15 protein-coding genes and 1 riboswitch are annotated in these 23,019 nt (G+C 53.7%); of the genes, 5 read left to right on the forward strand and 10 right to left on the reverse strand.

The features are described from left to right. Window positions 1-14: 14 nt before the first annotated feature. The 5 genes from prsT to HY272_05945 form a co-directional block, all read right to left on the reverse strand. Complete coding sequence (prsT, locus tag HY272_05925; protein MBI3772218.1) at window positions 15-2,795, reverse strand: PEP-CTERM system TPR-repeat protein PrsT; 2,781 nt, start codon at window positions 2,793-2,795, stop codon at window positions 15-17. Between the two features lie 55 nt (window positions 2,796-2,850). Then, window positions 2,851-4,218: a PEP-CTERM-box response regulator transcription factor gene (gene prsR, locus HY272_05930; GenBank protein MBI3772219.1), complete on the reverse strand. Its 1,368-nt coding sequence runs from the start codon at window positions 4,216-4,218 to the stop codon at window positions 2,851-2,853. Beyond that, complete coding sequence (prsK, locus tag HY272_05935) at window positions 4,215-6,314, reverse strand: PEP-CTERM system histidine kinase PrsK (protein ID MBI3772220.1); 2,100 nt, start codon at window positions 6,312-6,314, stop codon at window positions 4,215-4,217. The genes prsR and prsK overlap by 4 nt, the downstream gene beginning before the upstream one ends. Before the next feature lie 64 nt (window positions 6,315-6,378). Further along, window positions 6,379-7,773 carry a TIGR03013 family PEP-CTERM/XrtA system glycosyltransferase gene (locus tag HY272_05940; GenBank protein MBI3772221.1) on the reverse strand — a complete coding sequence of 465 codons (1,395 nt, stop codon included), beginning with the start codon at window positions 7,771-7,773 and terminating at the stop codon, window positions 6,379-6,381. 157 nt (window positions 7,774-7,930) lie between these two features. Then, the gene (locus tag HY272_05945) at window positions 7,931-8,425 is read right to left on the reverse strand and encodes a cyclic nucleotide-binding domain-containing protein (GenBank protein ID MBI3772222.1); all 495 of its coding nucleotides are present in this window, start codon (window positions 8,423-8,425) and stop codon (window positions 7,931-7,933) included. A gap of 142 nt (window positions 8,426-8,567) precedes the next feature. Here HY272_05945 and HY272_05950 point away from each other — a divergent pair, with 142 nt between their 5' ends. The 3 genes from HY272_05950 (at window position 8,568) to HY272_05960 (ending at window position 12,399) form a co-directional block, all read left to right on the forward strand. Further along, complete coding sequence (locus HY272_05950; GenBank protein MBI3772223.1) at window positions 8,568-9,899, forward strand: UDP-glucose/GDP-mannose dehydrogenase family protein; 1,332 nt, start codon at window positions 8,568-8,570, stop codon at window positions 9,897-9,899. A 35-nt stretch (window positions 9,900-9,934) separates the two neighbouring features. Then, window positions 9,935-11,218, forward strand: coding sequence for a Vi polysaccharide biosynthesis UDP-N-acetylglucosamine C-6 dehydrogenase TviB (gene tviB, locus HY272_05955; protein ID MBI3772224.1), 1,284 nt, complete (start codon window positions 9,935-9,937; stop codon window positions 11,216-11,218). Between the two features lie 173 nt (window positions 11,219-11,391). After that, the gene (locus HY272_05960; GenBank protein MBI3772225.1) at window positions 11,392-12,399 is read left to right on the forward strand and encodes an NAD-dependent epimerase; all 1,008 of its coding nucleotides are present in this window, start codon (window positions 11,392-11,394) and stop codon (window positions 12,397-12,399) included. A 208-nt stretch (window positions 12,400-12,607) separates the two neighbouring features. Here the strand turns inward: HY272_05960 and HY272_05965 are convergent, their stop codons facing one another. The 5 genes from HY272_05965 to tkt all read right to left on the reverse strand — a co-directional run bounded on the left by HY272_05965 (window position 12,608) and on the right by tkt (window position 19,679). Continuing rightward, window positions 12,608-13,672 (reverse strand): fructose-bisphosphate aldolase class II, encoded by a 1,065-nt coding sequence (locus tag HY272_05965; GenBank protein ID MBI3772226.1) that lies wholly within the window; start codon window positions 13,670-13,672, stop codon window positions 12,608-12,610. Between the two features lie 89 nt (window positions 13,673-13,761). Then, entirely contained in the window at window positions 13,762-15,216 is a 1,455-nt protein-coding gene (gene pyk / locus HY272_05970; protein ID MBI3772227.1) for a pyruvate kinase, read from the reverse strand. 83 nt (window positions 15,217-15,299) lie between these two features. Next, window positions 15,300-16,475, reverse strand: coding sequence for a phosphoglycerate kinase (locus HY272_05975; protein MBI3772228.1), 1,176 nt, complete (start codon window positions 16,473-16,475; stop codon window positions 15,300-15,302). Between the two features lie 118 nt (window positions 16,476-16,593). After that, complete coding sequence (gene gap / locus HY272_05980; protein ID MBI3772229.1) at window positions 16,594-17,595, reverse strand: type I glyceraldehyde-3-phosphate dehydrogenase; 1,002 nt, start codon at window positions 17,593-17,595, stop codon at window positions 16,594-16,596. 86 nt (window positions 17,596-17,681) lie between these two features. After that, the gene (gene tkt / locus HY272_05985; GenBank protein MBI3772230.1) at window positions 17,682-19,679 is read right to left on the reverse strand and encodes a transketolase; all 1,998 of its coding nucleotides are present in this window, start codon (window positions 19,677-19,679) and stop codon (window positions 17,682-17,684) included. A 400-nt stretch (window positions 19,680-20,079) separates the two neighbouring features. On the opposite strand from tkt, the gene HY272_05990 reads away from it, so the two are divergent. Both HY272_05990 and HY272_05995 read left to right on the forward strand, forming a co-directional pair. Then, window positions 20,080-21,240: a methionine adenosyltransferase gene (locus tag HY272_05990; protein ID MBI3772231.1), complete on the forward strand. Its 1,161-nt coding sequence runs from the start codon at window positions 20,080-20,082 to the stop codon at window positions 21,238-21,240. 212 nt (window positions 21,241-21,452) lie between these two features. Then, window positions 21,453-21,539, forward strand: a riboswitch (S-adenosyl-L-homocysteine riboswitch). 14 nt (window positions 21,540-21,553) lie between these two features. Next, a complete protein-coding gene (locus HY272_05995; GenBank protein ID MBI3772232.1) occupies window positions 21,554-22,972 on the forward strand; it encodes an adenosylhomocysteinase in 1,419 nt (472 codons plus the stop codon). Window positions 22,973-23,019: the final 47 nt, after the last annotated feature.

Consider the following 23,019-nt stretch of genomic DNA (forward strand, 5'->3'; position numbering starts at 1 on the left):
GGAATTTTCCTGCATTATTTTGTCAATCGCTGCAACAAGGCTTGTGCCTGCGGCTTTTCCGGGAATTCATTTTGATCGCGCAACAGGCGCTCAACCTCTTTTTTTGCTTCGTCACGCCGTCCGGCTTTTTCATACGCTGCGGCCAAATGATAACTCAGCGATGGCATTTGCGGCGCATTGGTACGGGCGTCCTGCAGCAGGCGCAATCCCTTATCGATCTGTCCCTGGTCGACCAAAATCCAGCCGAGGGTATCGGCAATCTCTGGTTTACCCTGGCCAATTTTGTAGGCTTTTTCCGCATATTGTACGGCGCTGGGGTCTTTTTGTTCCTGCAAGGCCACGGCCAGATTATTCAGCGCGACAACATGTTCCGGCTGGGCCTGGATGATCTTGCGATACTCTTCAATGGCACCACGATCTCCGGCTGATTGCAGGGCCATGGCCAAGTTCATACGTACATCGAGATCTTGCGGATTTCTGGCCAGCCACTGTTGTAAGGGGACATAGGGTTTATCAAGCTTGGCTTGGCTGCGTGCGCCATATAGCTTCAATGCCAAAAGTCGATTTGGATTCTTGGCAAAAACTTTTTCATAGGCAGCAACTGCCTCCTTAGGTTTGTTGTCGCTGCTAGCGATATCACCACTTAATTCATCGGCCAGGGCTGATTGATCGGGCTGCTGCTTACGCAAACGTTGCACGACATCCTGTGCCGCCTTCGTATCCTTATTCAGCATGTGAACTTTGACCAGAGCCGGATAAATCACCAACAGTTTATTGTCTTGCTTGAGGGCTCGTTCCAAGGTTGCAGCCGCATCTTTGTAAGACTTAGCCTGCATCTGCGCCTCGGCAACCAATAACAAAGGTTGCGGCGATTGCGGCATCTTGTCGGCCAGCTTCTTGAAGCTGGAGATGGCACTGCTATAGTCCTTGTTGGCCAGTTGCGCCTTGCCCAGCAATTGCAGGGTCGCAGGATTATCGGGATTCTGATCTGCCAGGGCACGGGCAGCATTGATCGCCTTGAGTGGCTCACCAAGGGCCAATTGATAATCGACCAGCATGGCCACTGGCTCGACGGCCTTGGGATCGGCAGCGCGCGCCTTCTCGAACCATTCCAGAGCGCCTTTTTCATCTTTGCTCATGGCCGCCAACCGGCCCAGCGCCAGCATAGCACCGATGTGTTTGGCATCTTGCTTCAGGATATCCTGATAATGCGCCTTGGCTTGATCGTTGGCACCTTTCGCCAAGGCCATCTGCGCCAGATTCATGTGTGCCGGGGCAAAACCAGGGTCAAGCTTGAGCGCCTGCTCGAAGGCTTTGCGGGCGTCATCCGCCTTGCCTGCGGCCATCAGACTGCTACCCAACAGATTCTGTGCCAGCGCGCTCTTGGGCTGTTTGGTGATCAGTGCCTTGGCGGATTTAATCGCATCTTCATATTTACCTTGGCGCAACTGGGTGTAGACCAGCAAGATGTCGGCTTGAACTACAGATTGATCCAGGCCAACCGCTGTTTTCAAATCATCCGTCGCCTCCGACATTTGTCCCGAAGCCATATGACCGAGCGCCAGCTGCGTGCGAATCGAGGCTAAATCTGGCGCCAGCTCGGCGGCGCGCTCGAGATACTGTGTGCCTTTTTCCTGCTGCCCAGCCTGCAGGTAAGCGCTGCCCAACAATGCCTGCAACTGGGCATCATCCTTCTCTTGCGCGGCAACGACATCCAGTGTTTCGATCGCCTTGGCCGGTTGTTTCAATCGCATATAAGTCGCTGCCAGTAACTTGCGGGCAGGCACGTGATTGGGAACTGCGGCCACAAATTGCCCCAAACGATATTCAGCCTGTTCAAAATCGCCTTGCCCAAAATGCGTAGCCCCCAGCAGCAACTGGGATGGGGCATGAGTGGGAATCACCTTCAACACTTCATTGGCGGCGTCCTTCGCACCCGCCAGGTCCTTGCGTTGAAACAGGATGGAGGCACGCAAATAATTGGCCAACGGGTGTTGCGGCGACAGTTTTCTTACCTGTTCGATATCGGTAAGCGCAACATCCAATTTCCCGGTCGCCGCTTTCACCGTTGCCCTGCCCAGCAATGCCTGAATACTACGCGGCTTGAGTGCCACGGCTTTATCGAAGGCAGTAGCTGCGCCTGCCATGTCTTTATCACGCCGCAACAATTCACCGCGCAATATCCACGCGTCGGCTTCTTTTGGATGCACGCTGATTACTTTATCGACGTAGTTCTTTGCCGTGGCAGTATCCTGCCCCAAAAAGGCCAATCGTGCCTTACCCAACATAGCACTCGCATTATTGGCATCCAGCGCCAACGCGGCATCATAGGCCTTGGCCGCTTCCTCGGCAGCCCGGCGCTGAAGTTGTGCATCTCCTTGCAGTACCAACACATCAGCGCGCTTGGCGGCGGGTGCTTCAGCGCCCAGTTTGATTTCGCTTAGAATCTCCTTGGTCTTGCCCTGAATCAGATAGGCCTTGCCCAGCAAAGGCATCACCTCTTCCGGCTTGGCGCCTAATTTCAGCGCATGGGACAATTCCTTTTCTGCCCCCGGGCCGTCACCGCTCTCCACATAAATTTCGCCCAGCAGCATACGCGCATCGCGATGATCCGGCGCTTGCTGAATTGCATTCTTGAGCTGAATCACGGCGGAAGAATATTGACCTTTGGCGGCAAAACCGCGCGCATCGTTCAACAACTGATCTACATTGGCGGCGCTAAACGTAAACGGCGCAGTCAATAACAAAACAGAAAAACTGCATCCGAGCGTGAAATTCTTTATTGAGATTTTCATATTCCCTCCTACTGCCGTGAGGCAGGTTTGATATCGCGTCCGTTGCCAATAGAGATCAGGATAGTTGCTTTAATCCGTATTTCGCCAATAAATCATAAAGCGTAGGCCGGCTCACGCCCAAGCTTTCTGCCGTCTGTGCGACATTATCGGGGAACATTGCCATTGCGCGCATAATGGCGGCACGCTCGGCACTTTCCCTGACTTCCCGCAGATTGAGAGACGCACCTATCGCGCCTGTGGCCAGCTCCAATTCTTCCGCTGTCACCCGATTACCCTCCGCCATGATGACTGCGCGCTTGAGTTTGTTTTCCAATTCACGGACATTGCCCGGCCAGGGGTGCGCTTCGATTGCGGCAATTGCATCATCGGTAAAGCCACGAAGATTACGGTGATGCTCCTGTGCAAAACGGTCGAGAAACACACGCGCCAATAACACAGCATCACCCTCGCGTTCGCGCAAGGGCGGAATATTGATCGTAATTTCACTGATGCGATAATAAAGATCTTCGCGGAATCGCCCCGCCTGCACCAACTCCGTCAAGTTCTGATTGGTGGCGCAGACCACTCGTACATCAACCGGAATTTCGCCCCGCCCTCCCAAGCGTTCGATCACCCGCTCTTGCAAGAAACGTAATAACTTTACTTGCAACTGCCCGGGGATATCGCCAATTTCATCGAGAAACAGCGTACCGCTATCCGCGTATTCAATTTTGCCTTTGGTTTGTTTAACTGCCCCCGTAAAGGCGCCCTTCTCGTACCCGAACAATTCGCTCTCAAGCAGTGTCTCGGGAATGGCACCACAGTTAATGGCGATAAAGGGTTTGCTCTTGCGCTGACTCAAATCATGCAGGGCGCGGGCGATGACCTCCTTGCCGGTGCCACTTTCTCCCAGGAGCAGGGTTGTCACATTCGTGGGCGCCACTTTTTCAACTGTGCGGCAAATTTTCATCATCTGCGGACTGCTGGCAAGGACCCCCTTGACGGACGAACTGCCGAATTGCTGATTCAGCAACCGGTTTTCCGCTTCCAGCTCGAAGAGCTGATAGGCGCGCTCGACAATCATTCCCAGCACTTCGGCATCCACCGGCTTCTGGTAATAATCATAGGCACCTTTGGCGATGGCCTTGACGGCATTCTCCCGCTCATCATTCCCTGTGACCACGATAATCTTGGTCGTGGGGGCGATACGCAAAATCTCATCCAGCGCCGCCAGTCCTTCGCTGGCATTTTCAGCATCCGGCGGCAACCCGAGATCCAGCAATACCACCGGCGGCTCATGGCGCCGCAAGGCCGTCAGTCCCTCCTCGCGATCACCCGCGATCACTACCTGATAGCCTTCAAAACACCACCGCAACTGGCTCTGCAAACCAGGATCATCTTCGATGATCAGGAGCTTCTTCTGTTCCTGCTTGGAGCGACTCAAGGGCTCACCTCATCAGTTGCCACGTTACCAGAGGATAACGGTATCGAGATTTGAAACAAAGTACCCCTTCCGGGCTGACTCTTCACCTCAACCCGCCCCCCTAGCCCCAAAATAAATTCGCGACACTCATAAGCCCCGATCCCCATCCCAGCGTTGCCCTTGGTGGTATCAAAGGGCCGAAATAGCCTTTCGCGTACGAATTCGGCATCCATGCCGCAACCATTGTCTTCAATTTCGATCAGCGCCTCGTTCTTGTTGGACTTCATCAGCCCCACCCGCACCCACCCCTCGGCAGGCGTAGCCTCTTGGGCATTCTGGATGATATGTTCAACCACCGCCGCCAGCCGGTCACGATCGGCAACCACACTCAACCCTTGTCTCTCGACCTCCAGGCGGGGAATAGGCCGGCTCCCGGCACGATGCCGCACCACTTCCTCCAGCACCGGGGCCAGCTTAATGGCGGTGGCCGCCAGCGCCGCAGGCCGCCCCTGCCGTAATTGCGCCAGCATCTTCTGCATCTTGGTCACGGAGTTTTCGACCGTCGCCATGGCATCGGCCACGAACTCCGGATTATGGCTGAATTTTTTGGCATTCGTGGTCACCAAAGACAATTGACCGACAACATTCTTGAGATCATGCACCAGATAGGCCGACAAACGATTAAAGGCCTCAAATTGCCGGGCGCTGGCCAACGCCGTACTCGCCTCGGCCAAGGCCAAATAGCTCGCCGCCTGCCGTGCCGCCGTCTTGAGCAAGTCGCGATCTTCCCAGTTGATGGGGCGTGCTGCACGCGACTCCGTAAGCAGGACAAATCCCAACAGCTCACTGCGTTGCAGCAAGGGGATAATTAGCCAGGCACGAGGCACATCTTCCAACCAGGCGGGTAATTGCAGTTCACCGTATAGCTCAGGGTTGGTTTGATACTCCGCAAGATTGATCAACCAGTCGCGCTCGATCATGAAGCGCGCGACCGGATCATCCGCCATCACTACCGTATGCCGATCCGGCACATTCCAAAGACCTGTCTGTTCATAGCGGCCATGTTCGTCCTTCAACCACAGACAACCGCCGGTACTGTCCACCATCGTGGCCAGCACTTGTACTATCCGTTGCCGTAAACTGCCACTACCGACATCTTCAGTCGTAAGCGCCGCAATCAAGTTGAGCCATTCATCCCGGTAGTCATATTTGTAACTGAAAAAGTGTTTGCTCAGAAATACTTTAAAGCGTGCCCGGATGTGACCGGAAAACAATAAGATGAGCAGTACAAAGCCGGCACCAAACAGAAAAATGACTTGCCCAATGCCACCCCAACTGCCGCCGTAATAACGGATCAGGTATCCGCCCGCCGCCATGGCAATTAAATACCCACCCGTGGCCATCAATGCAGCGGTATGGAACACCACCCGCCGCGAGACAAACACATCCAGCGACCACTGCGGATTACGCACTGCCGCCACTGCAATCAGCGGCACGGCAAAGACTTGGATCAAGCCCCGCGCCTCCCACAAACGGCCATCGAGATGTCGCAGCAATAAGGCATCCGAATACATAAAGAAATCGTAGGCAAACATGCCGCCGATCCCCAGACACAGATATTTGATTGCCCAACGTTGTTCGGGGCGAGTGTTACGAAAAATCTGTTCCACCAGCGCCAGGGCGATGATCACCACCAGCACATGGCCAATAAAGCGCGGATCAAAACTGAGGACTGAATCCAGTGAGCCACCATGCATCCAGGCCACCAGATGCACCACCATCAACAAGTTTGCAAGACTGAGCACCGTATAAAACGGCGCCCGCACCCCGGAAGAGAGTTGCCACTCGAAGGTATCATTGGCCTTGGGGCTGAGCAGGCGCACCAGGAAGACAATCCAGGCCATGTCGCGCAATAATTCTGCGACAAAGACCAGATCCGACTGTGGGTAGCCCAGCGCTGCATGGTACGTCATCATCAGCGACCACACCGCTGCCACTGCACACGCCACCAGCAACAGCGCGCCCTGCAACCGCCCGCGCCAGCTGGTCAATAACAATACGCTGAGCACTACATATGCCAGCGCTGACAGGCCGTAGGTTATAACTCCGACTTCAATATTGATTTCCGCCATGGTCTAACCCAAAAAATATTGCAGCGATGAGTCAGACCAAGGCAGCAACTCAACGCGCCCCCTGTCCCCACAACACCACTTCCGCCGTTTGGAACAAAATCAACAGATCAAGGAAAATGCTATAGTTTTTGACGTAATAAAGATCATATTGCAATTTTTCCATGGCATCGTTCTCCGATGAACCATAGGGATAACGAATCTGCGCCCAGCCGGTAATTCCCGGTTTGACACGATGCCGCTCGGCGTAATAGGGAATCTGCTCACTCAATTGTTCGACGAACTCCGGCCGCTCCGGCCGTGGACCGACGAAACTCATATCGCCCTTGAATACATTGAGCAATTGCGGCAGCTCATCGATGCGGCTCCGGCGCAGAAACTTTCCGACGCGCGTAATCCGGTCGTCGTTCTTTTTCGCCCACTGCGCCCCGTTTATCTCGGCATCGATCCGCATACTGCGGAACTTCAATACCTGAAACAAACGCCAATTCTGACCGACGCGCACCTGGCGATAAAGGATCGGGCCGGAGAATCCGCTCTCGATCCAGATCGCCAATGCTGCCAGCAACATGAATGGCCAGGCCAAAAACAACAGGAAACTACTGGCCGCAATATCAAAACAACGCTTGAACAGCAGTTGCAGCGGCCCCTGCTGAAAACCATCGGAGAATATCAGCCAGCTCGGGTGCAGGATATCAAGCCGGATTTTTCCGGTCTGGCGCTCGAAAAAGGTTTGAATATCCACCACGTCGATTCCGCTCATTTTGCAATCGAGCAAGTCATCCACCGCAAAATCCTTGCGCCGGTCTTCAACCGCCACCACAATCTCGCTGACATTATGCTTTTGCGCAAATTCGAGCAGCGGCGCCTCAAGATGAATCACTTTTTCCTGCGGCATCTGATCCTGCTCGCTGGCCACATGCACAAAGCCGAGGATGGTAAATCCCATTTGATCAATCTTGCGCCGTAACTGGTTAAATTGGACAGCCCGCTTACCGGCCCCCAGCACAATCACGCGGCGCTTCAATTGCTCCTGCCCTACTATGCGATAAAAGATGGTGCGGATGATAATGATACTGGCGACGCCGATCCCGAACCCAAGGGCAAAGGCGCCGCGCCCCAGAAACAACGGGGGAAAGCTGTAAAACAAAACAATCATGCCGACCAGACCCAACAGGAAAGCGATACTGAAGCGCAACACCATCCCCAGGCGGCCATCACGGATGTTGTTTTTGTAGAGGCCGGTGGTGGCCATTGCCGCCAACATCACCAGGGCAAAGGTCAGTGCCTTCGGGGCGATCGGCATGACCTCGGCAATCGCGCCGCTATCTGCCCCCAGAAAACGCAGCTCCACTCCAAGACCCATGGCCGCTGCCAGAGCGAAAAACTCGAGCAACCCCAGCATCAAAAATGAACTCGGGATGTAGTGGCGGAAAATTCTCATCATTCTTGGCAATACTCTTCCCAGATTAACTCATGGGGATTGAAAACGGTTTGATTGCAGGGAAATGCTCACCCTTGCTGTCGACCGTCCCCTACATTTTTATTAAAATCATATATTAAAATAATCTAATATACTGATATTTTAGCTAATTGTTATTATACTATAAGTGTTTATCGATCCCGCGTGTCTTCAGCCCCCAGGCAAAAAGAGAAAAAATACGCTGATTGGCCTTACGCAAGCGTGCCACCAGGGTGTGAATCAATTCCTTAAAAATGGGATACCCCAGCTCAGGGTGACTATCCAGAAAGGCCATCAGGCACTCCCCGTCCAGCACCGCCAGCTCAGTCTCTTCCAGTGCCATGACCGAGGCCGAGCGCGGCTGGCCATCAAATAACGGCAGCTCGCCAAACATCTCCCCCTCGCCCAGCTCGCTAAACCCCGGATGAATCCGCCGCTGATCATCGAGATCAACGTTTCCCAGGATACGGACCCGCCCTTTCAGAATCAGATAGACATCCTGACTCGTCTCCCCGGCATCAAATATTATTTCATTGGCTTGGACCGTCCGGCGGCGCCATGACCGGCCCTCGAGGAAATCAGGGTGTTCCAACAGTTTGAACATCGATGCGCTCACGCCCCTCACCCCCTTGGCCATTTTTCAAAGTATACCCACGAGCGACCGATATGTTAAAAAATAAAGAGTTCAGAAAGCTGACGGAAAGTACTATTTTTGCTATTGTTATCCGTTTGTTAGCTGAACAGCAAGATCCATCCACTCAAAACAAGGGCTAAAAGTAATGAAACTTACTGTTTATGGTTCCGGCTATGTCGGTCTGGTCACCGGGGCTTGTCTGGCCGACGTCGGCAACGATGTCCTCTGCGTCGACATCGATGCTCGCAAAACCGAAATGCTGCAGCGGGGCGAAGTCCCGATTTTCGAGCCTGGCCTCGCCGACATTGTCCAGCGCAACGCGGCTGCAGGAAGGCTCAGATTCACTACCGATGTCACTGCTGGCGTCGCCCATGGCCTGTTCCAGTTCATTGCCGTCGGCACCCCCCCTGATGAAGACGGCTCGGCCGACCTGCAATATGTGCTGGCAGTCGCCCAGAGCATCGGCGAACATCTCGAGGATTATCGCATCGTGGTCGACAAATCGACTGTCCCGGTGGGTACCGCCGACAAGGTCAGGGCCAAGATTCATGAAGTCCTCAAGAAACGCGGCAAACAGGTTGAATTCGATGTTGTGTCGAATCCGGAATTCCTGAAAGAAGGCTCCGCCATCAACGACTTCATGAAACCAGACCGCGTCGTGATCGGCACCGACAATCCACGCACCACTGAATTGCTACGTATACTCTATGCCCCCTTTAATCGCAATCACGAGCGACTCGTGGTGATGGACATCCGCTCAGCGGAACTGACCAAATATGCCGCCAACGCCATGTTGGCGACGAAAATCAGTTTCATGAACGAGCTCGCCAATTTGGCGGAAAAACTCGGCGCTGACATTGAGATGGTGCGATTGGGGATCGGCTCCGATCCGCGGATTGGTTATCAATTTATTTATCCTGGCTGCGGCTATGGCGGCTCTTGCTTCCCCAAGGATGTTAAAGCGCTGGAATACACCGCCCGCGAAATCAACTATGAAGCACCGCTGCTCAAATCCCTGGAGCAAGTCAATAACCGGCAAAAGACACTGTTGTTCCGCAAGATCGACAAATTCTTCGGTGGCAATCTGCAAGGTAAGACCATTGCCCTCTGGGGACTCGCCTTTAAACCCAATACCGATGACATGCGTGATGCGCCCAGCCGGACATTAATGGAAGCGTTATGGGCCAAAGGTGCCAAGGTACAAGCATTTGATCCAGAAGGTATGCACGAGACGAAACGCATTTATGGTGAACGCCCAGATCTCACATTGTGTGATCATCCGGAAGCGGTACTTGAAAATGCCGATGTGCTGGTCATCTGCACCGAATGGAAAGTGTTCCGCAGTCCGGATTTCGACACCATTAAGCGCAAATTAAAAACGCCGGTGATTTTTGATGGTCGCAATATCTATGACCCAATCCTGCTCAAATCGCTGGGGCTGCGCTATTTCGGCATTGGCCGTGGTGAACAACCGTAAACGCATTGAGTCACATTTTCAGTGGAGCACACAATATGTTCGATCTGAACAAAGTCAAAATCGGCATGATCGGCCTGGGTTATGTCGGCCTGCCGCTGGCCGTTGAATTTGGCAAGAAACTTCCGGTGGTCGGCCTCGACATCAGCAAAAAACGCATTGCCGAACTCAAGGCGGGTAAGGACAGTTCACTTGAGGTGGAACCCGAAGAACTCGTTAAGGCGACAAAGCTAAGCTATACCAGTGACGCGCTGGACAAGGACTTCGCCAGCTGCAATTTTTATATCGTCACCGTGCCCACACCCATTGACGAGTTCAAGCGCCCGGATCTTTCGCCGCTGGTCAGCGCCAGCAATACGCTAGGTAAAATCGTCAAAAAAGGCGATGTGGTAGTTTTTGAATCCACGGTCTATCCGGGCGCCACCGAAGAAGTCTGCATCCCGATTATTGAGCGTGAGTCCGGCCTGAAATATAACCAAGACTTTTTCGCTGGCTACAGCCCCGAGCGCATCAATCCCGGTGACAAGGAACATCGCGTCATCAACATCCTTAAAGTCACCTCCGGTTCGACGCCGGAAGTGGCGGATTATGTCGATGCCGTTTACAAAAAAGTGATTATCGCCGGCACACATAAGGCCAGCAGCATCCGTGTTGCCGAAGCCGCCAAGGTTATTGAAAACACACAGCGCGACGTCAACATCGCGTTGATCAATGAATTGGCGCTGATTTTCCACCGTCTGGGCATCGACACCGAAGAAGTTCTGATCGCTGCCGGCACCAAATGGAACTTCCTGCCCTTCCGCCCTGGGCTGGTCGGCGGTCACTGCATCGGTGTCGATCCATATTATCTGACCCATAAAGCGCAAGAAATCGGTTACCATCCGGAGATGATCCTGGCTGGTCGTCGCCTCAACGACAATATGGGCGCCCATGTCGCTGAGCGTGTAGTCAAATTGATGACCAAAAAACGTATTACGATCGTCGATTCCAAAGTTCTGGTATTAGGTCTCACCTTCAAGGAAAACTGCCCGGACCTACGCAACACTCGCGTCGTAGATATCATCAAGGAATTCAGCGACTACCATGCCAAGGTTGACGTGTACGATCCGTGGATCAGCGCCGAAGAAGCACAACATGAATATGGCATCACGCCCATCGCCGAGATCAAACCCGGCACCTATGATGCTGTGATCCTTGCCGTGGGACATCACCAATTCAAGGAAATGGGCGTCGACAAGATTCGCGCCCTGGGTAAACCGAACAGCGTGCTGTTCGATGTCAAATATCTGTTCCGTCCAGACCAAGTTGATGGCCGCTTGTAAAAACAAATGACAGTCCGCCAATGAACGCGAATGTACGCAAATAAAATAAAGGTGAATTGTTATGTTCGTCGCCAGGACGTTATACATTTATGTACCGAATTAATAACTTTATTGACCCAATTTGCGTTTATTAGCGTTCATTTGCGGATCACATACAAGATAAAGGCATATCAATGAAAGTTCTTATTACCGGCACCGCCGGTTTTATCGGTTCCACGCTTTCTCATTACCTCCTCAATCGTGGTGACGAAGTCATTGGACTTGATAATCTCAATGATTATTATGATGTAAATCTGAAAAAAACGCGGCTGGCGCGATTGACCTCGCGCCAGGGCTTTACCGACATCCGTCTTGATCTTGAAGACCGTCAGGGCGTTGCCGGTTTATTTGCCAAATACAAACCACAGCGCGTTGTGCATCTGGCCGCGCAAGCGGGTGTACGTTATTCACTGCAAAATCCGCATGCCTACATCGACAGCAATATCATCGGCACCATGAATATTCTTGAAGGCTGCCGTCACAATAGTGTCGAGCATCTGGTCTACGCCTCCAGCAGCTCGGTCTACGGCGCCAATACCCAGATGCCGTTCTCGGTGCATGACAACATCGATCACCCGGTCAGCCTCTATGCCGCGACCAAGAAAGCAAATGAATTGATGGCGCACACCTACAGCCATCTCTATCGGCTGCCAACCACTGGCCTGCGTTTCTTTACTGTGTATGGTCCCTGGGGCCGGCCGGACATGGCGCTGTTCCTGTTCACCAAGGCGATCCTGGAAGGCAAACCGATCGATGTTTTCAACTACGGCAAGTGCCAACGTGACTTTACTTATATCGATGATATCGTCGAAGGGGTAGTGCGCACTCTGGATAAAATCCCAGAACCCAATCCAGACTGGAATGGCGACCATCCTGATCCCAGCACCAGCCTCGCACCCTACCGCATCTACAACATCGGCAATAACCAGCCGGTTGAGCTACTACGCTTCATTGAAATCATCGAAGAATGTTTAGGCATGAAGGCCCAGAAGAATCTGATGCCATTACAGCCAGGTGATGTACCCGCAACCTACGCCAATGTTGACGACTTGATTCGTGATGTTGGTTTCAAACCGGCGACGCCGATTGAAGCAGGTATCAGTAACTTCGTGAAGTGGTATCGGGAGTATTATAAAAAATAGCCCGCGAATATTGGTCCGCCAATGGACGCAAATAAACGCAAATATGAACAATAAATTATAGAGAACGTTTCTTCACCTACCAGGTGAACATGGTCTTTCTATTTATCCATTCGATCTCATTTGCGTTTATTAGCGTTCATTCGCGGATAACCTAAAATAAAAAAGGGCGGGGTAAACCCGCCCTTTCTCATTACTGCTATCAAGTGACTTACTTGACCTTCGGCGTCAATTCGCCTTTATCGTAGCGCTTCTGCATCTGCTCCAGGTTCAACGGCTTGATCTTGGAGGCATGCCCGGCGCAACCAAAAGATTCGAAACGAGCCTGACAGATGCCCTTCATCGCCTTGGTCGATTCTTTGAAGAACTTACGCGGATCGAAGTTGGACTTGTTTTCGGCCAGATGTTTACGGATTGCACCGGTGGAGGCCATACGCAAATCGGTATCGATATTGACCTTGCGCACACCGTTCTTGATACCTTCGACAATTTCTGCAACGGGCACACCATAGGTCTGCCCCATGTCGCCGCCGTAGTTGTTGATGATCGCAAGCCAATCTTCTGGCACCGAAGAAGAACCGTGCATCACCAGATGCACCGAGGGGATACGCGCGTGGATTTCCTTGACGCGGTCGATACGCAGCACTTTACCGGTAGGCTTCTTGCTGAACTTGTATGCACCGTGGCTGGTACCGATGGCAATGGCCAGCGCGTCAACGCCGGTCTTCTTGACGAAATCAGCGGCTTCTTCCGGATCGGTCAACAGCATGGAGTGATCCAGCTCGCCTTCGGCGCCGTGGCCATCTTCTTCGCCCATCTTGCCGGTTTCCAGCGAACCCAGGCAACCCAGCTCACCTTCGACGGAAACACCGCAGGCATGCGCCAGTTCAACAACCTTGCGCGTAACATCGACGTTGTATTCGTAGCTGGAAGGCGTCTTGGCATCGGCCATCAACGAACCATCCATCATTACCGAGCTGAATCCGGACTGGATGGAACGGAAGCAAACCGCGGGCTCTGAACCGTGATCCTGATGCATTACGATTGGAATGTGCGGATACATTTCTACCGCAGCCGCCACCAAATGACGCAGGAAAGGCTCGCCCGCATAGGAACGGGCACCGGCAGAACCCTGCAGAATAACCGGGCTATTAACTTCATCAGCCGCTTGCATAATGGCGTGAATCTGTTCCATGTTGTTAACATTGAAGGCTGGTAAACCGAAGTTATTTTCGGCCGCATAGTCCAGCAATTGACGCAGAGAAATAAGTGCCATAGTACTCTCCTTAAACTTACTGTTGATTACAAAACTTTAAACTGAACCTGCAAAAAGACAACCCACTGTTAACATGGGTGTTTTCTTTGTTAAATCTCGGTCGAAGAAGGTTCGTGCATATCGCCCACACGCACAATCTTCATGGCATTGGTACCCCCCAGCACACCCATCAAGTCGCCCTTGGTAATAATCACCAAATCGCCATTACGTACCGCGCCACGGCGCATCAATTCGTCAATGGCTTCCTTGTTGACCAGCGCATGATCCGTCGACGTGACGCTGAAGCTAACCGGGCACACCCCGCGATATAGTGTCACCTTACGCCGGGTCTCGACATGCGGCGTCAACGCATAGATCGGAATCGCCGAACTGATACGGGACATCCATAACGGCGTGGCGCCTGACTCGGTCAACGCGGCAATGGCCTTCACGCCCAGATGATTCGCGGCGTACATCGCTGACATGGCAATCGCCTCATCAATGCGGCTAAAACGAGTGTTGATACGATGGTCGGACATTGTCGCAATTTCTTGCTTCTCGGCGCTGATACAAATGCGCGCCATCGCTGCCACCGCCTTGGCCGGATACTTACCCGACGCCGTTTCAGCCGACAGCATGACAGCATCGGTGCCATCCAAGACCGCATTGGCGATATCAAATACTTCAGCGCGCGTTGGAATCGGGTTTTCGATCATCGACTCCATCATTTGTGTCGCTGTAATCACCACCCGGTTCATGGCGCGTGCCAGCTTGATAATGCGCTTTTGCACCGCGGGCAACTCAGCATCGCCGATCTCGACACCCAGGTCGCCGCGCGCAACCATGATCGCATCGGAGGCGGCAATGATTTCTTCAATATCTTCTACCGCTTCTGCACGCTCAATCTTGGCGACGATGCCGCCATGGCCGCCCGCCTTGCGCAGCAACTCTCGAGCCAGATTCACATCTGCCGCACTGCGTGGAAATGAGATGGCGACATAGTCAGCCTGGATCTCGGCCGCAATCTTGATGTCTTCACGATCTTTGTCGGTCAATGCTGCCGCGGACAAGCCGCCACCCATCCGATTGATGCCTTTGTTGTTGGACAAGATGCCGCCAACCTGGACTTTACAAATGATTTCCTGACCCGCAACTTCTTCCACCCACAATACAATCCTGCCGTCATCCAGCAGCAAGGTATCGCCACGATTGACATCATTGACCAAGTCTTTGTAGGCGATACCCACCCGCTCGACGTCACCGTCATTTTTACCACAGGCGGCATCCAGCACAAAACGACCGCCTTCAGTCAGCAACACCTTGCCTTCCTTAAAGCGTTCGGTACGAATCTTTGGACCTTGCAGATCGGCTAATACACCCACTTGGCGACCATGTGCCTGCGCGCGATTGCGCAGCAGTTCCACGCGTTTTTTATGCTCTTCGGGCGAGCCATGAGAAAAATTAGCCCTCACCACATCCACCCCTGCCTGGATCAAATCATCCAGCACCTTGGGATCGTCAGTCGCGGGCCCCATTGTCGCAACGATTTTCGTGCGTCTAAACATACTTTGAATAAGTTACCTATCTAGTTTTCAATAAACCAAAACAACGCCCCCTTATCAGAGGGCCGTTATCCGCTCGTTGATTATTACTTGGCGCGTTCTTCCAGGATCGCCACCGCAGGCAATATTTTACCTTCCAGAAACTCCAGGAAGGCGCCACCGCCTGTCGAAATATAGGAGACCTTATCGGCGATGCCATATTTGTCGACGGCCGCCAGCGTATCACCACCACCTGCAATCGAAAACGCCGGACTATTGGCGATCGCCAGCGCCAACGTCTTCGTACCTTCGCCAAACTGATCAAATTCAAATACACCGACCGGACCGTTCCAGACAATCGTGCCCGCAGTCTTCAGCTTGTCAGCCAGCATCTTTGCTGTCTTCGGACCCACATCAAAAATCATGTCGTCATCGGTAACGTCTTTGACATCTTTGATGGTCGCCACTGCGGTCGGCGAAAATTCCTTGCCGCACACGACATCCACCGGAATTGGCACTTCAGCGCCGCGCTTGGCCATCTTGTCCATGATCTTTTTCGCTTCAGCGACCAAATCCGCTTCTGCCAGCGATTTTCCAATCTTCAGACCAGCCGCCAGCATGAACGTATTAGCAATACCGCCGCCCACGATCAGGCTGTCCACTTTATCTGCCATCGAAGCCAGGATGGTCAATTTGGTGGACACTTTGGAACCCGCAACAATCGCTGCCAGCGGGCGTTTTGGGCTTTGCAGTGCTTTACCCAAGGCATCCAGCTCGGCCGCCAGCAATGGGCCGGCGCAGGCAATCTTGGCGAATTTGGCGACGCCATGGGTCGAGGCCTCCGCGCGGTGCGCGGTACCAAATGCATCCATCACGAACACGTCACACAGGGCGGCATATTTCTTAGCCAAATCGTCGTTGTTCTTTTTCTCGCCCTTGTTGAAACGGACGTTTTCAAACAACACAACTTCACCCGCAGCAATATCGATACCATTCAGATATTCCTTGGCCAGACGCACAGGCTTGCCCAGCAGCTTGCTCATGTGATCCGCCACCGGCTGGGTGGAATTTTCTTCGCTGTAGACGCCTTCTTCCGGACGGCCGAGATGCGACATGACCATCACCTTGGCGCCAGCTTTTACAGCGCGCTCAATCGTCGGTAGCGTGGCGCGGATACGCGCATCGCTGGTCACCTTGCCGTCTTTGACTGGCACATTCAGGTCGGCTCGAATCAATACCCGCTTACCTGCGAGATCAAGGTCAGTCATTTTGATTACAGACATGAATACATCTCCTGAGGTTTTGATAGAAATTTGGTGAAAGTGTTCTCTCAGCAAATTTCTCTCTAGAGAAGGCATGGGAGATCACTCCCATGCCTTTCAATACATTACCTGAAACGAATTACTTGGCTGCTACGTGGCGAACAAAACGCATCATGTTGCAGGTGTAGCCATACTCGTTGTCGTACCAGGCGACCACTTTGACAAAGGTACCGTCCAGCGCGATGCCGGCTTCGGCATCGAAAATGGAGGAGCAGCTATTACCACGGAAGTCAGTAGAAACAACCTTCTCCTCGGTGTAACCCAGCGTACCCTTCATTTCGCCCACAGAAGCTGCCTTCATGGCGGCGCAGATCTCGTCATAAGTGGCGGCCGTGTTCAGTTCGGCAGTCAGGTCAACCACAGACACGTCTGAAGTTGGCACACGGAACGCCATACCGGTCAGCTTGCCCTTCAATTCAGGCAACACCACACCCACTGCCTTCGCAGCGCCGGTGGAAGAAGGAATGATATTTTCCAGGATACCGCGACCGCCGCGCCAGTCTTTGCTGGACGGACCATCCACGGTCTTCTGGGTAGCAGTCGCCGCATGTACGGTAGTCATCAGACCGCGCTTGATGCCCCACTTGTCGTTCAGCACCTTGGCGATCGGTGCCAGGCAGTTGGTGGTGCAAGAGGCGGCAGAAACGATGGCTTGACCCTTGTAGCTGTTGTGGTTGACGCCGTAGACGAACATGGGCGTTGCATCTTTCGAAGGCGCGCTTTGCACGACCTTCCTGGCGCCTGCCTTGATGTGTGCCTGGCAGCTCTCTTCAGTCAGAAAGAAACCGGTACATTCAACAACGATGTCAGCGCCGACTTCACCCCATTTCAGGTTGGCGGGATCGCGCTCAGCGGTCAGACGAATCTTTTTGCCGTTAACGATCAGCGCGCCGTTATCGACGGATACGTCACCCTTGAAACGGCCGTGAACGGAGTCGTACTTCAGCATGTATGCCAGGTAGTCCGCATCCAGCAGATCGTTGATGGCGACGATTTCGAACTCTTGGAAATCCTGCACTACGGAACGGAACACCATACGACCGATACGGCCGAAACCGTTAATACCGATTTTAATTGCCATGATTATTTCTCCAGTGATGGAATAAAAATCTTTTTAATCGCCAGGGCGCGAAACAGCAATGTCATGCACCCTGGCTGTGCGTTTTTTTACAGTACGCCCTCGACAGCCTTCACGACATTCTCAACCGTGAAGCCGAAGTGCTTGAACAGTTCACCGGCCGGTGCCGATTCGCCGAAGCGATCCAGGCCCACGACCTTGCCATTCAAACCGACGTACTTGTACCAGGAAGCGGTAACGCCCGCTTCCACCGCTACGCGCGCCGTCACCTTGGAAGGCAGCACGGATTCGCGATAAGAGGCATCTTGCGCATCGAAGACATCGACCGCAGGCATCGACACAACACGCACTTTCTTACCTTTACCCGCCAGTTCTTTCTGCGCGCCAATCGCCAGTGCAACTTCGGAACCGGTCGCAATGATGATGACATCCGGCGTACCTGCACAGTCGCTCAACACATAGCCGCCACGGGTGATATCCGCCAACTGCTGGTTACTGCGTTGCTGATGATTCAGGTTTTGACGCGATAGGATCAATGCAGTCGGCCCACTCTTCTTCTCGATGGCAGACTTCCACGCAACTGCGGTTTCCACCGCATCACACGGACGCCACACACTCATGTTCGGAATCATGCGCAGGGTTGCCGTCTGTTCCACCGGCTGATGGGTCGGACCATCTTCGCCCAGACCGATCGAGTCATGTGTGTAGACATAGATCACGCGCTGATGCATCAACGCCGACATGCGCAATGCGTTGCGCGCATATTCGGAGAACATCAGGAAGGTGCCGCCGAACGGTACGAAACCACCGTGCAACGCGATACCGTTCATGATGTGCGACATACCAAACTCACGCACGCCGTAATGAATGTAGTTGCCATCGCTGACGGTGCTGCTGATCGCCTTGGAACCTGACCATGTGGTCAAGTTGGAAGGCGCCAAATCGGCGGAACCACCGAGGATTTCCGGCAGCAACTTGGCATAACCGTTAATGGAGTTTTGCGAGGCCTTACGGGTCGCAATCGTTTCACCCTTTTCAACTACGCTCTTAACAAAGGCGGCTGCTTGCTCAGTCCAGTTCGCTGGCAGTTCACCCTTGATCACGCGACGCTCGAACTCTACAGCCAATGCCGGATGTGCTGCTTTATACGCAGCAAATTTCTTGTTCCACTCGGACTCCAGCTTGGAACCTTTTTCCTTGGCGCTCCAACCGGCATAAATCTCATCCGGAATCACAAACGGCTCGTGTTTCCAGCCCAGGTTTTCACGAGTGGCTTTGATTTCGTCGTTACCTAGCGGTGCACCGTGACAATCGTGACTGCCGCACAGATTTGGCGCGCCGTAACCGATGACGGTCTTGCAGCAAATCAATGACGGCTTGTCATTGACCGAACGCGCTTCCTGTATCGCCTTGCGGATCGCATCGGCGTCATGGCCATCGACGGCACGGACGACATGCCAGCCATAGGCTTCAAAACGCTTGGCGGTATCGTCAGTGAACCAGCCTTCGACGTGACCGTCGATGGAGATGCCATTGTCGTCCCAGAAGGCGATCAGTTTGCCCAGGCCCAAGGTACCGGCCAGCGAGCAGGCCTCATGCGAGATACCTTCCATCATGCAACCGTCACCCATGAACACATAGGTGTAGTGGTCGACGATGTGGTGACCATCGCGATTGAACTGGCCGGCTAGCATTTTCTCGGCAATTGCCATACCAACGCCATTGGTGATGCCCTGACCCAGCGGACCGGTGGTCGTTTCGACACCAGGGGTATAACCATACTCAGGGTGGCCCGGGGTTTTGGAATGCAACTGGCGGAAACGCTTCAGCTCGTCGATCGGCAAATCGTAGCCCGCAAGGTGCAACAACGAATAAACCAGCATCGAACCATGGCCGTTCGACAGGATGAAACGGTCGCGGTCGACCCATTTCGGGTTGGTGGGGTTGTGCTTGAGGAAACCATTCCACAGCACTTCGGCAATATCGGCCATCCCCATCGGGGCACCCGGATGTCCGGAATTCGCTTTTTGCACCGCATCCATACTCAGCGCACGGATGGCATTGGCTAACTCTTTACGAGAGGGCATGTAACGCTCCTGAATTCTTGGATTTGTTTAAAATCAGATAGTTAACAAAAAAGTATAGAACACCTGCCCGTCGACATGACCGGGAAAGCGCGCCATATTACCATAATTCGGTCTCAATCAACACGTTGCTGGAATTACTGCTCCCCTCGCGAATCCGGCACCGAAACTTCATATTTCTTATAATGTTACTGCGTGTATTTATGCAAAAAATATCGACTCACTATGTGGATTCTGCCCCACTCACCGCTGAACGGCAACCTTCGAAATCACTAGGATAAAACCAGGCCTAAAAGAGTTGGCAAAACGGGCGCAACGTTATATCCTCCGGCCCTTGGCGCTACAACAGGCCGTTCCTTAGGTTTTGGGGTGACTTAACAGGCTTTTTCGGAGCATATTACAAATGGCAAATAGCTACTTATTCACGTCCGAGTCGGTGTCAGAAGGGCATCCGGACAAAATCGCTGACCAAATTTCTGACGCCGTTCTCGACGCCATCCTCGAACAGGACAAGTCTGCTCGCGTCGCCTGCGAAACCCTGGTCAAGACCGGCATGGTCATCGTCGCCGGCGAGATTACCACCTCGGCCTGGGTCGACATGGAATCCATCGCCCGCCAGACGGTGAAAGAAATTGGCTACAACAGCTCCGACATGGGGTTCGACTGGGAATCCTGCGCTGTCCTGAACGCGATCGGCAAGCAGTCGCCCGACATCGCCGTCGGCGTGGATGAAACCGTTTCCCACGAACAAGGTGCCGGCGACCAAGGCCTGATGTTTGGTTATGCCTGTAACGAAACCGACGTCCTGATGCCCGCCCCCATCACATATGCTCACCGTCTGGTCAAACGCCAGGCCGAGGTGCGCAAGAACGGTACCCTGCCCTGGTTGCGGCCGGATGCCAAAAGCCAGGTGACCTTCGTCTACGAAAACGGCAAACCCGTCGCGATTGATGCCGTGGTTCTGTCGACCCAACACAGTCCTGATGTCACCAACAAGGTGCTGCAGGAAGCGGTAATGGACGAGATCATCAAGCACGTGCTGCCTGCTGAATGGCTGACCAAGAAGACTCGCTATTATATCAACCCGACCGGCCGTTTCGTGATCGGTGGCCCGATGGGCGATTGCGGCCTGACCGGCCGTAAGATCATCGTCGACTCCTACGGCGGCATGGCCCGTCACGGTGGCGGCGCCTTCTCCGGCAAGGATCCATCCAAGGTTGACCGTTCGGCCGCCTATGCGGGCCGCTATGTCGCCAAGAACGTGGTTGCCGCAGGCCTGGCTGATAAGTGCGAGATCCAGATTTCCTACGCCATCGGCGTCGCTGAGCCGACCTCGATCACTGTCGATACCTTCGGCACCGGCAAGATTGCCGACGAGCGCATTACAACACTGGTGCGCGAGTACTTCGACCTGCGCCCGAGAGGCCTGATCGCGATGCTGGATTTGAAACGTCCGATCTACAAAGCGACGGCCGCCTACGGTCACTTTGGCCGCGAAGAGCCGGGCTTTAGCTGGGAGAAGACTGACAAGGCCGACGCTTTGAAAGCGGCGGCTGGGATTTAAGTACACAAAACCCAACGCGGAGACACGGAGACGCAAAGGTAATTAAATCTGGCAAGAAAATACATCTTCCCTCCCCCTTATAGGGAGAAGGAGTCTTGGCACGATGTATTAAACCGTCAGCCAAAATTATCTGTTTTGAACATCTCCGCGCCTTTGCGTCTCTGCGTTGGCTTTTAGATTTTTCTAATCTGTGATGCCCACACGGGCACCGGTGGTTCGAGGAGCGTTGCAACAGGTATCATCCTGCCAGGCTCGAACCGCCGGGTCTTTGATGTTAAAGACAACGGCGCTCAGTTTACTTGGAGGCAATGCCATGAAAGCTGTCGCTGCAAATTTTACTGATTACAAAGTTGCTGATATTAGTCTCGCGAGCTGGGGCCGTAAGGAAATCGCCATCGCCGAGACTGAAATGCCGGGCCTGATGGCCCTGCGTGAAGAATTCGGCGCCAAAAAACCGCTCAAGGGTGCCCGCGTCACGGGCAGCCTGCACATGACCATTCAGACCGCCGTGCTGATTGAAACGCTGGTCGAACTCGGTGCCGAAGTGCGTTGGGCCTCCTGCAACATCTACTCCACCCAGGATCACGCTGCTGCTGCGATCGCCGCCGCCGGGATTCCTGTGTATGCCTGGAAGGGCGAGTCGCTGGAAGACTACTGGTGGTGCACCGAGCAAGTCCTCACCTGGCCGGATGGCAAGGGTCCGAACATGATCCTCGACGACGGCGGTGATGCCACCATGCTGGTGCACAAGGGCACCGAATTCGAAAAAGCCGGTAAAGTTCCAGAAGCACAGCCCGGTGCCAACGAAGAGTGGAAAGTATTCCTCAACCTGTGCAAGAAGAGTCTGGCTGCCCATCCGAAAAAATGGACCGAGATCGGCAAGGGCGTGCGCGGCGTAACCGAAGAAACCACCACTGGCGTCCATCGCTTGTATCAGATGCAGGAACGCGGCGAACTGCTGTGGCCGGCAATGAACGTCAACGACTCAGTCACCAAGTCCAAGTTCGACAACCTCTACGGCTGCCGCGAATCTTTGATCGACGGCATCAAGCGCGCGACTGACGTGATGATCGCGGGCAAGATTTGCGTCGTACTCGGCTACGGCGACGTGGGCAAGGGGTGCGCGCAAGCGTTCCGTGGCATGGGCGCAACGGTGTGGGTCACCGAAATCGACCCGATCTGCGCCTTGCAGGCGGCGATGGAAGGTTATCGCGTTGTGACGATGGATGACGTTGCCTCGCAAGGCCATATCTTCGTCACTACGACCGGCAATGTGAATGTCATCACTCACGATCACATGCAGGCAATGAAAGATGAGGCGATCGTCTGCAACATCGGTCACTTCGATTCTGAGATCGATATCGCCTCGCTTGAGAAATACAAGTGGGAAGAGATCAAGCCACAAGTCGATCACGTCATCTTCCCCGATGGCAAGAAGATCATCGTACTGGCCAAGGGCCGCCTGGTAAATCTTGGTTGCGCCACGGGTCATCCGAGCTTCGTCATGTCAGCCTCGTTCTCGAACCAGACCATCGCCCAGATGGAACTGTTCCAGCACGCAGCGAAGTACGAAAAGAAGGTGTATGTACTGCCGAAGATTCTGGACGAAAAAGTCGCGCGCGCCCATCTGAAGAAGATCGGCGTCAACCTGACTACACTCACCAAAGAGCAGGCTGAGTACATCAGCGTGCCGGTAGAAGGTCCGTACAAACCGAATCATTACCGGTATTGATGTGATGTGAATGGATTTGCGCTAATCACGCAAACCCATGTCTGGCG

It is taken from the genome of Gammaproteobacteria bacterium (genome assembly GCA_016200485.1).
Taxonomy (GTDB): Bacteria; Pseudomonadota; Gammaproteobacteria; order Tenderiales; family Tenderiaceae; genus JACQEP01.

Bases quoted from the DNA above. Each gene is read 5' to 3' on its own strand.
- prsT (MBI3772218.1), bottom strand. From the start codon at position 2,795: ATGAAAATCTCAATAAAGAATTTCACGCTCGGATGCAGTTTTTCTGTT.
- HY272_05940 (MBI3772221.1), bottom strand. From the start codon at position 7,773: ATGATGAGAATTTTCCGCCACTACATCCCGAGTTCATTTTTGATGCTG.
- HY272_05945 (MBI3772222.1), bottom strand. From the start codon at position 8,425: ATGGCCAAGGGGGTGAGGGGCGTGAGCGCATCGATGTTCAAACTGTTG.
- HY272_05950 (MBI3772223.1), top strand. From the start codon at position 8,568: ATGAAACTTACTGTTTATGGTTCCGGCTATGTCGGTCTGGTCACCGGG.
- tviB (MBI3772224.1), top strand. From the start codon at position 9,935: ATGTTCGATCTGAACAAAGTCAAAATCGGCATGATCGGCCTGGGTTAT.
- HY272_05960 (MBI3772225.1), top strand. From the start codon at position 11,392: ATGAAAGTTCTTATTACCGGCACCGCCGGTTTTATCGGTTCCACGCTT.
- HY272_05965 (MBI3772226.1), bottom strand. From the start codon at position 13,672: ATGGCACTTATTTCTCTGCGTCAATTGCTGGACTATGCGGCCGAAAAT.
- pyk (MBI3772227.1), bottom strand. From the start codon at position 15,216: ATGTTTAGACGCACGAAAATCGTTGCGACAATGGGGCCCGCGACTGAC.
- HY272_05975 (MBI3772228.1), bottom strand. From the start codon at position 16,475: ATGTCTGTAATCAAAATGACTGACCTTGATCTCGCAGGTAAGCGGGTA.
- gap (MBI3772229.1), bottom strand. From the start codon at position 17,595: ATGGCAATTAAAATCGGTATTAACGGTTTCGGCCGTATCGGTCGTATG.
- tkt (MBI3772230.1), bottom strand. From the start codon at position 19,679: ATGCCCTCTCGTAAAGAGTTAGCCAATGCCATCCGTGCGCTGAGTATG.
- HY272_05990 (MBI3772231.1), top strand. From the start codon at position 20,080: ATGGCAAATAGCTACTTATTCACGTCCGAGTCGGTGTCAGAAGGGCAT.
- HY272_05995 (MBI3772232.1), top strand. From the start codon at position 21,554: ATGAAAGCTGTCGCTGCAAATTTTACTGATTACAAAGTTGCTGATATT.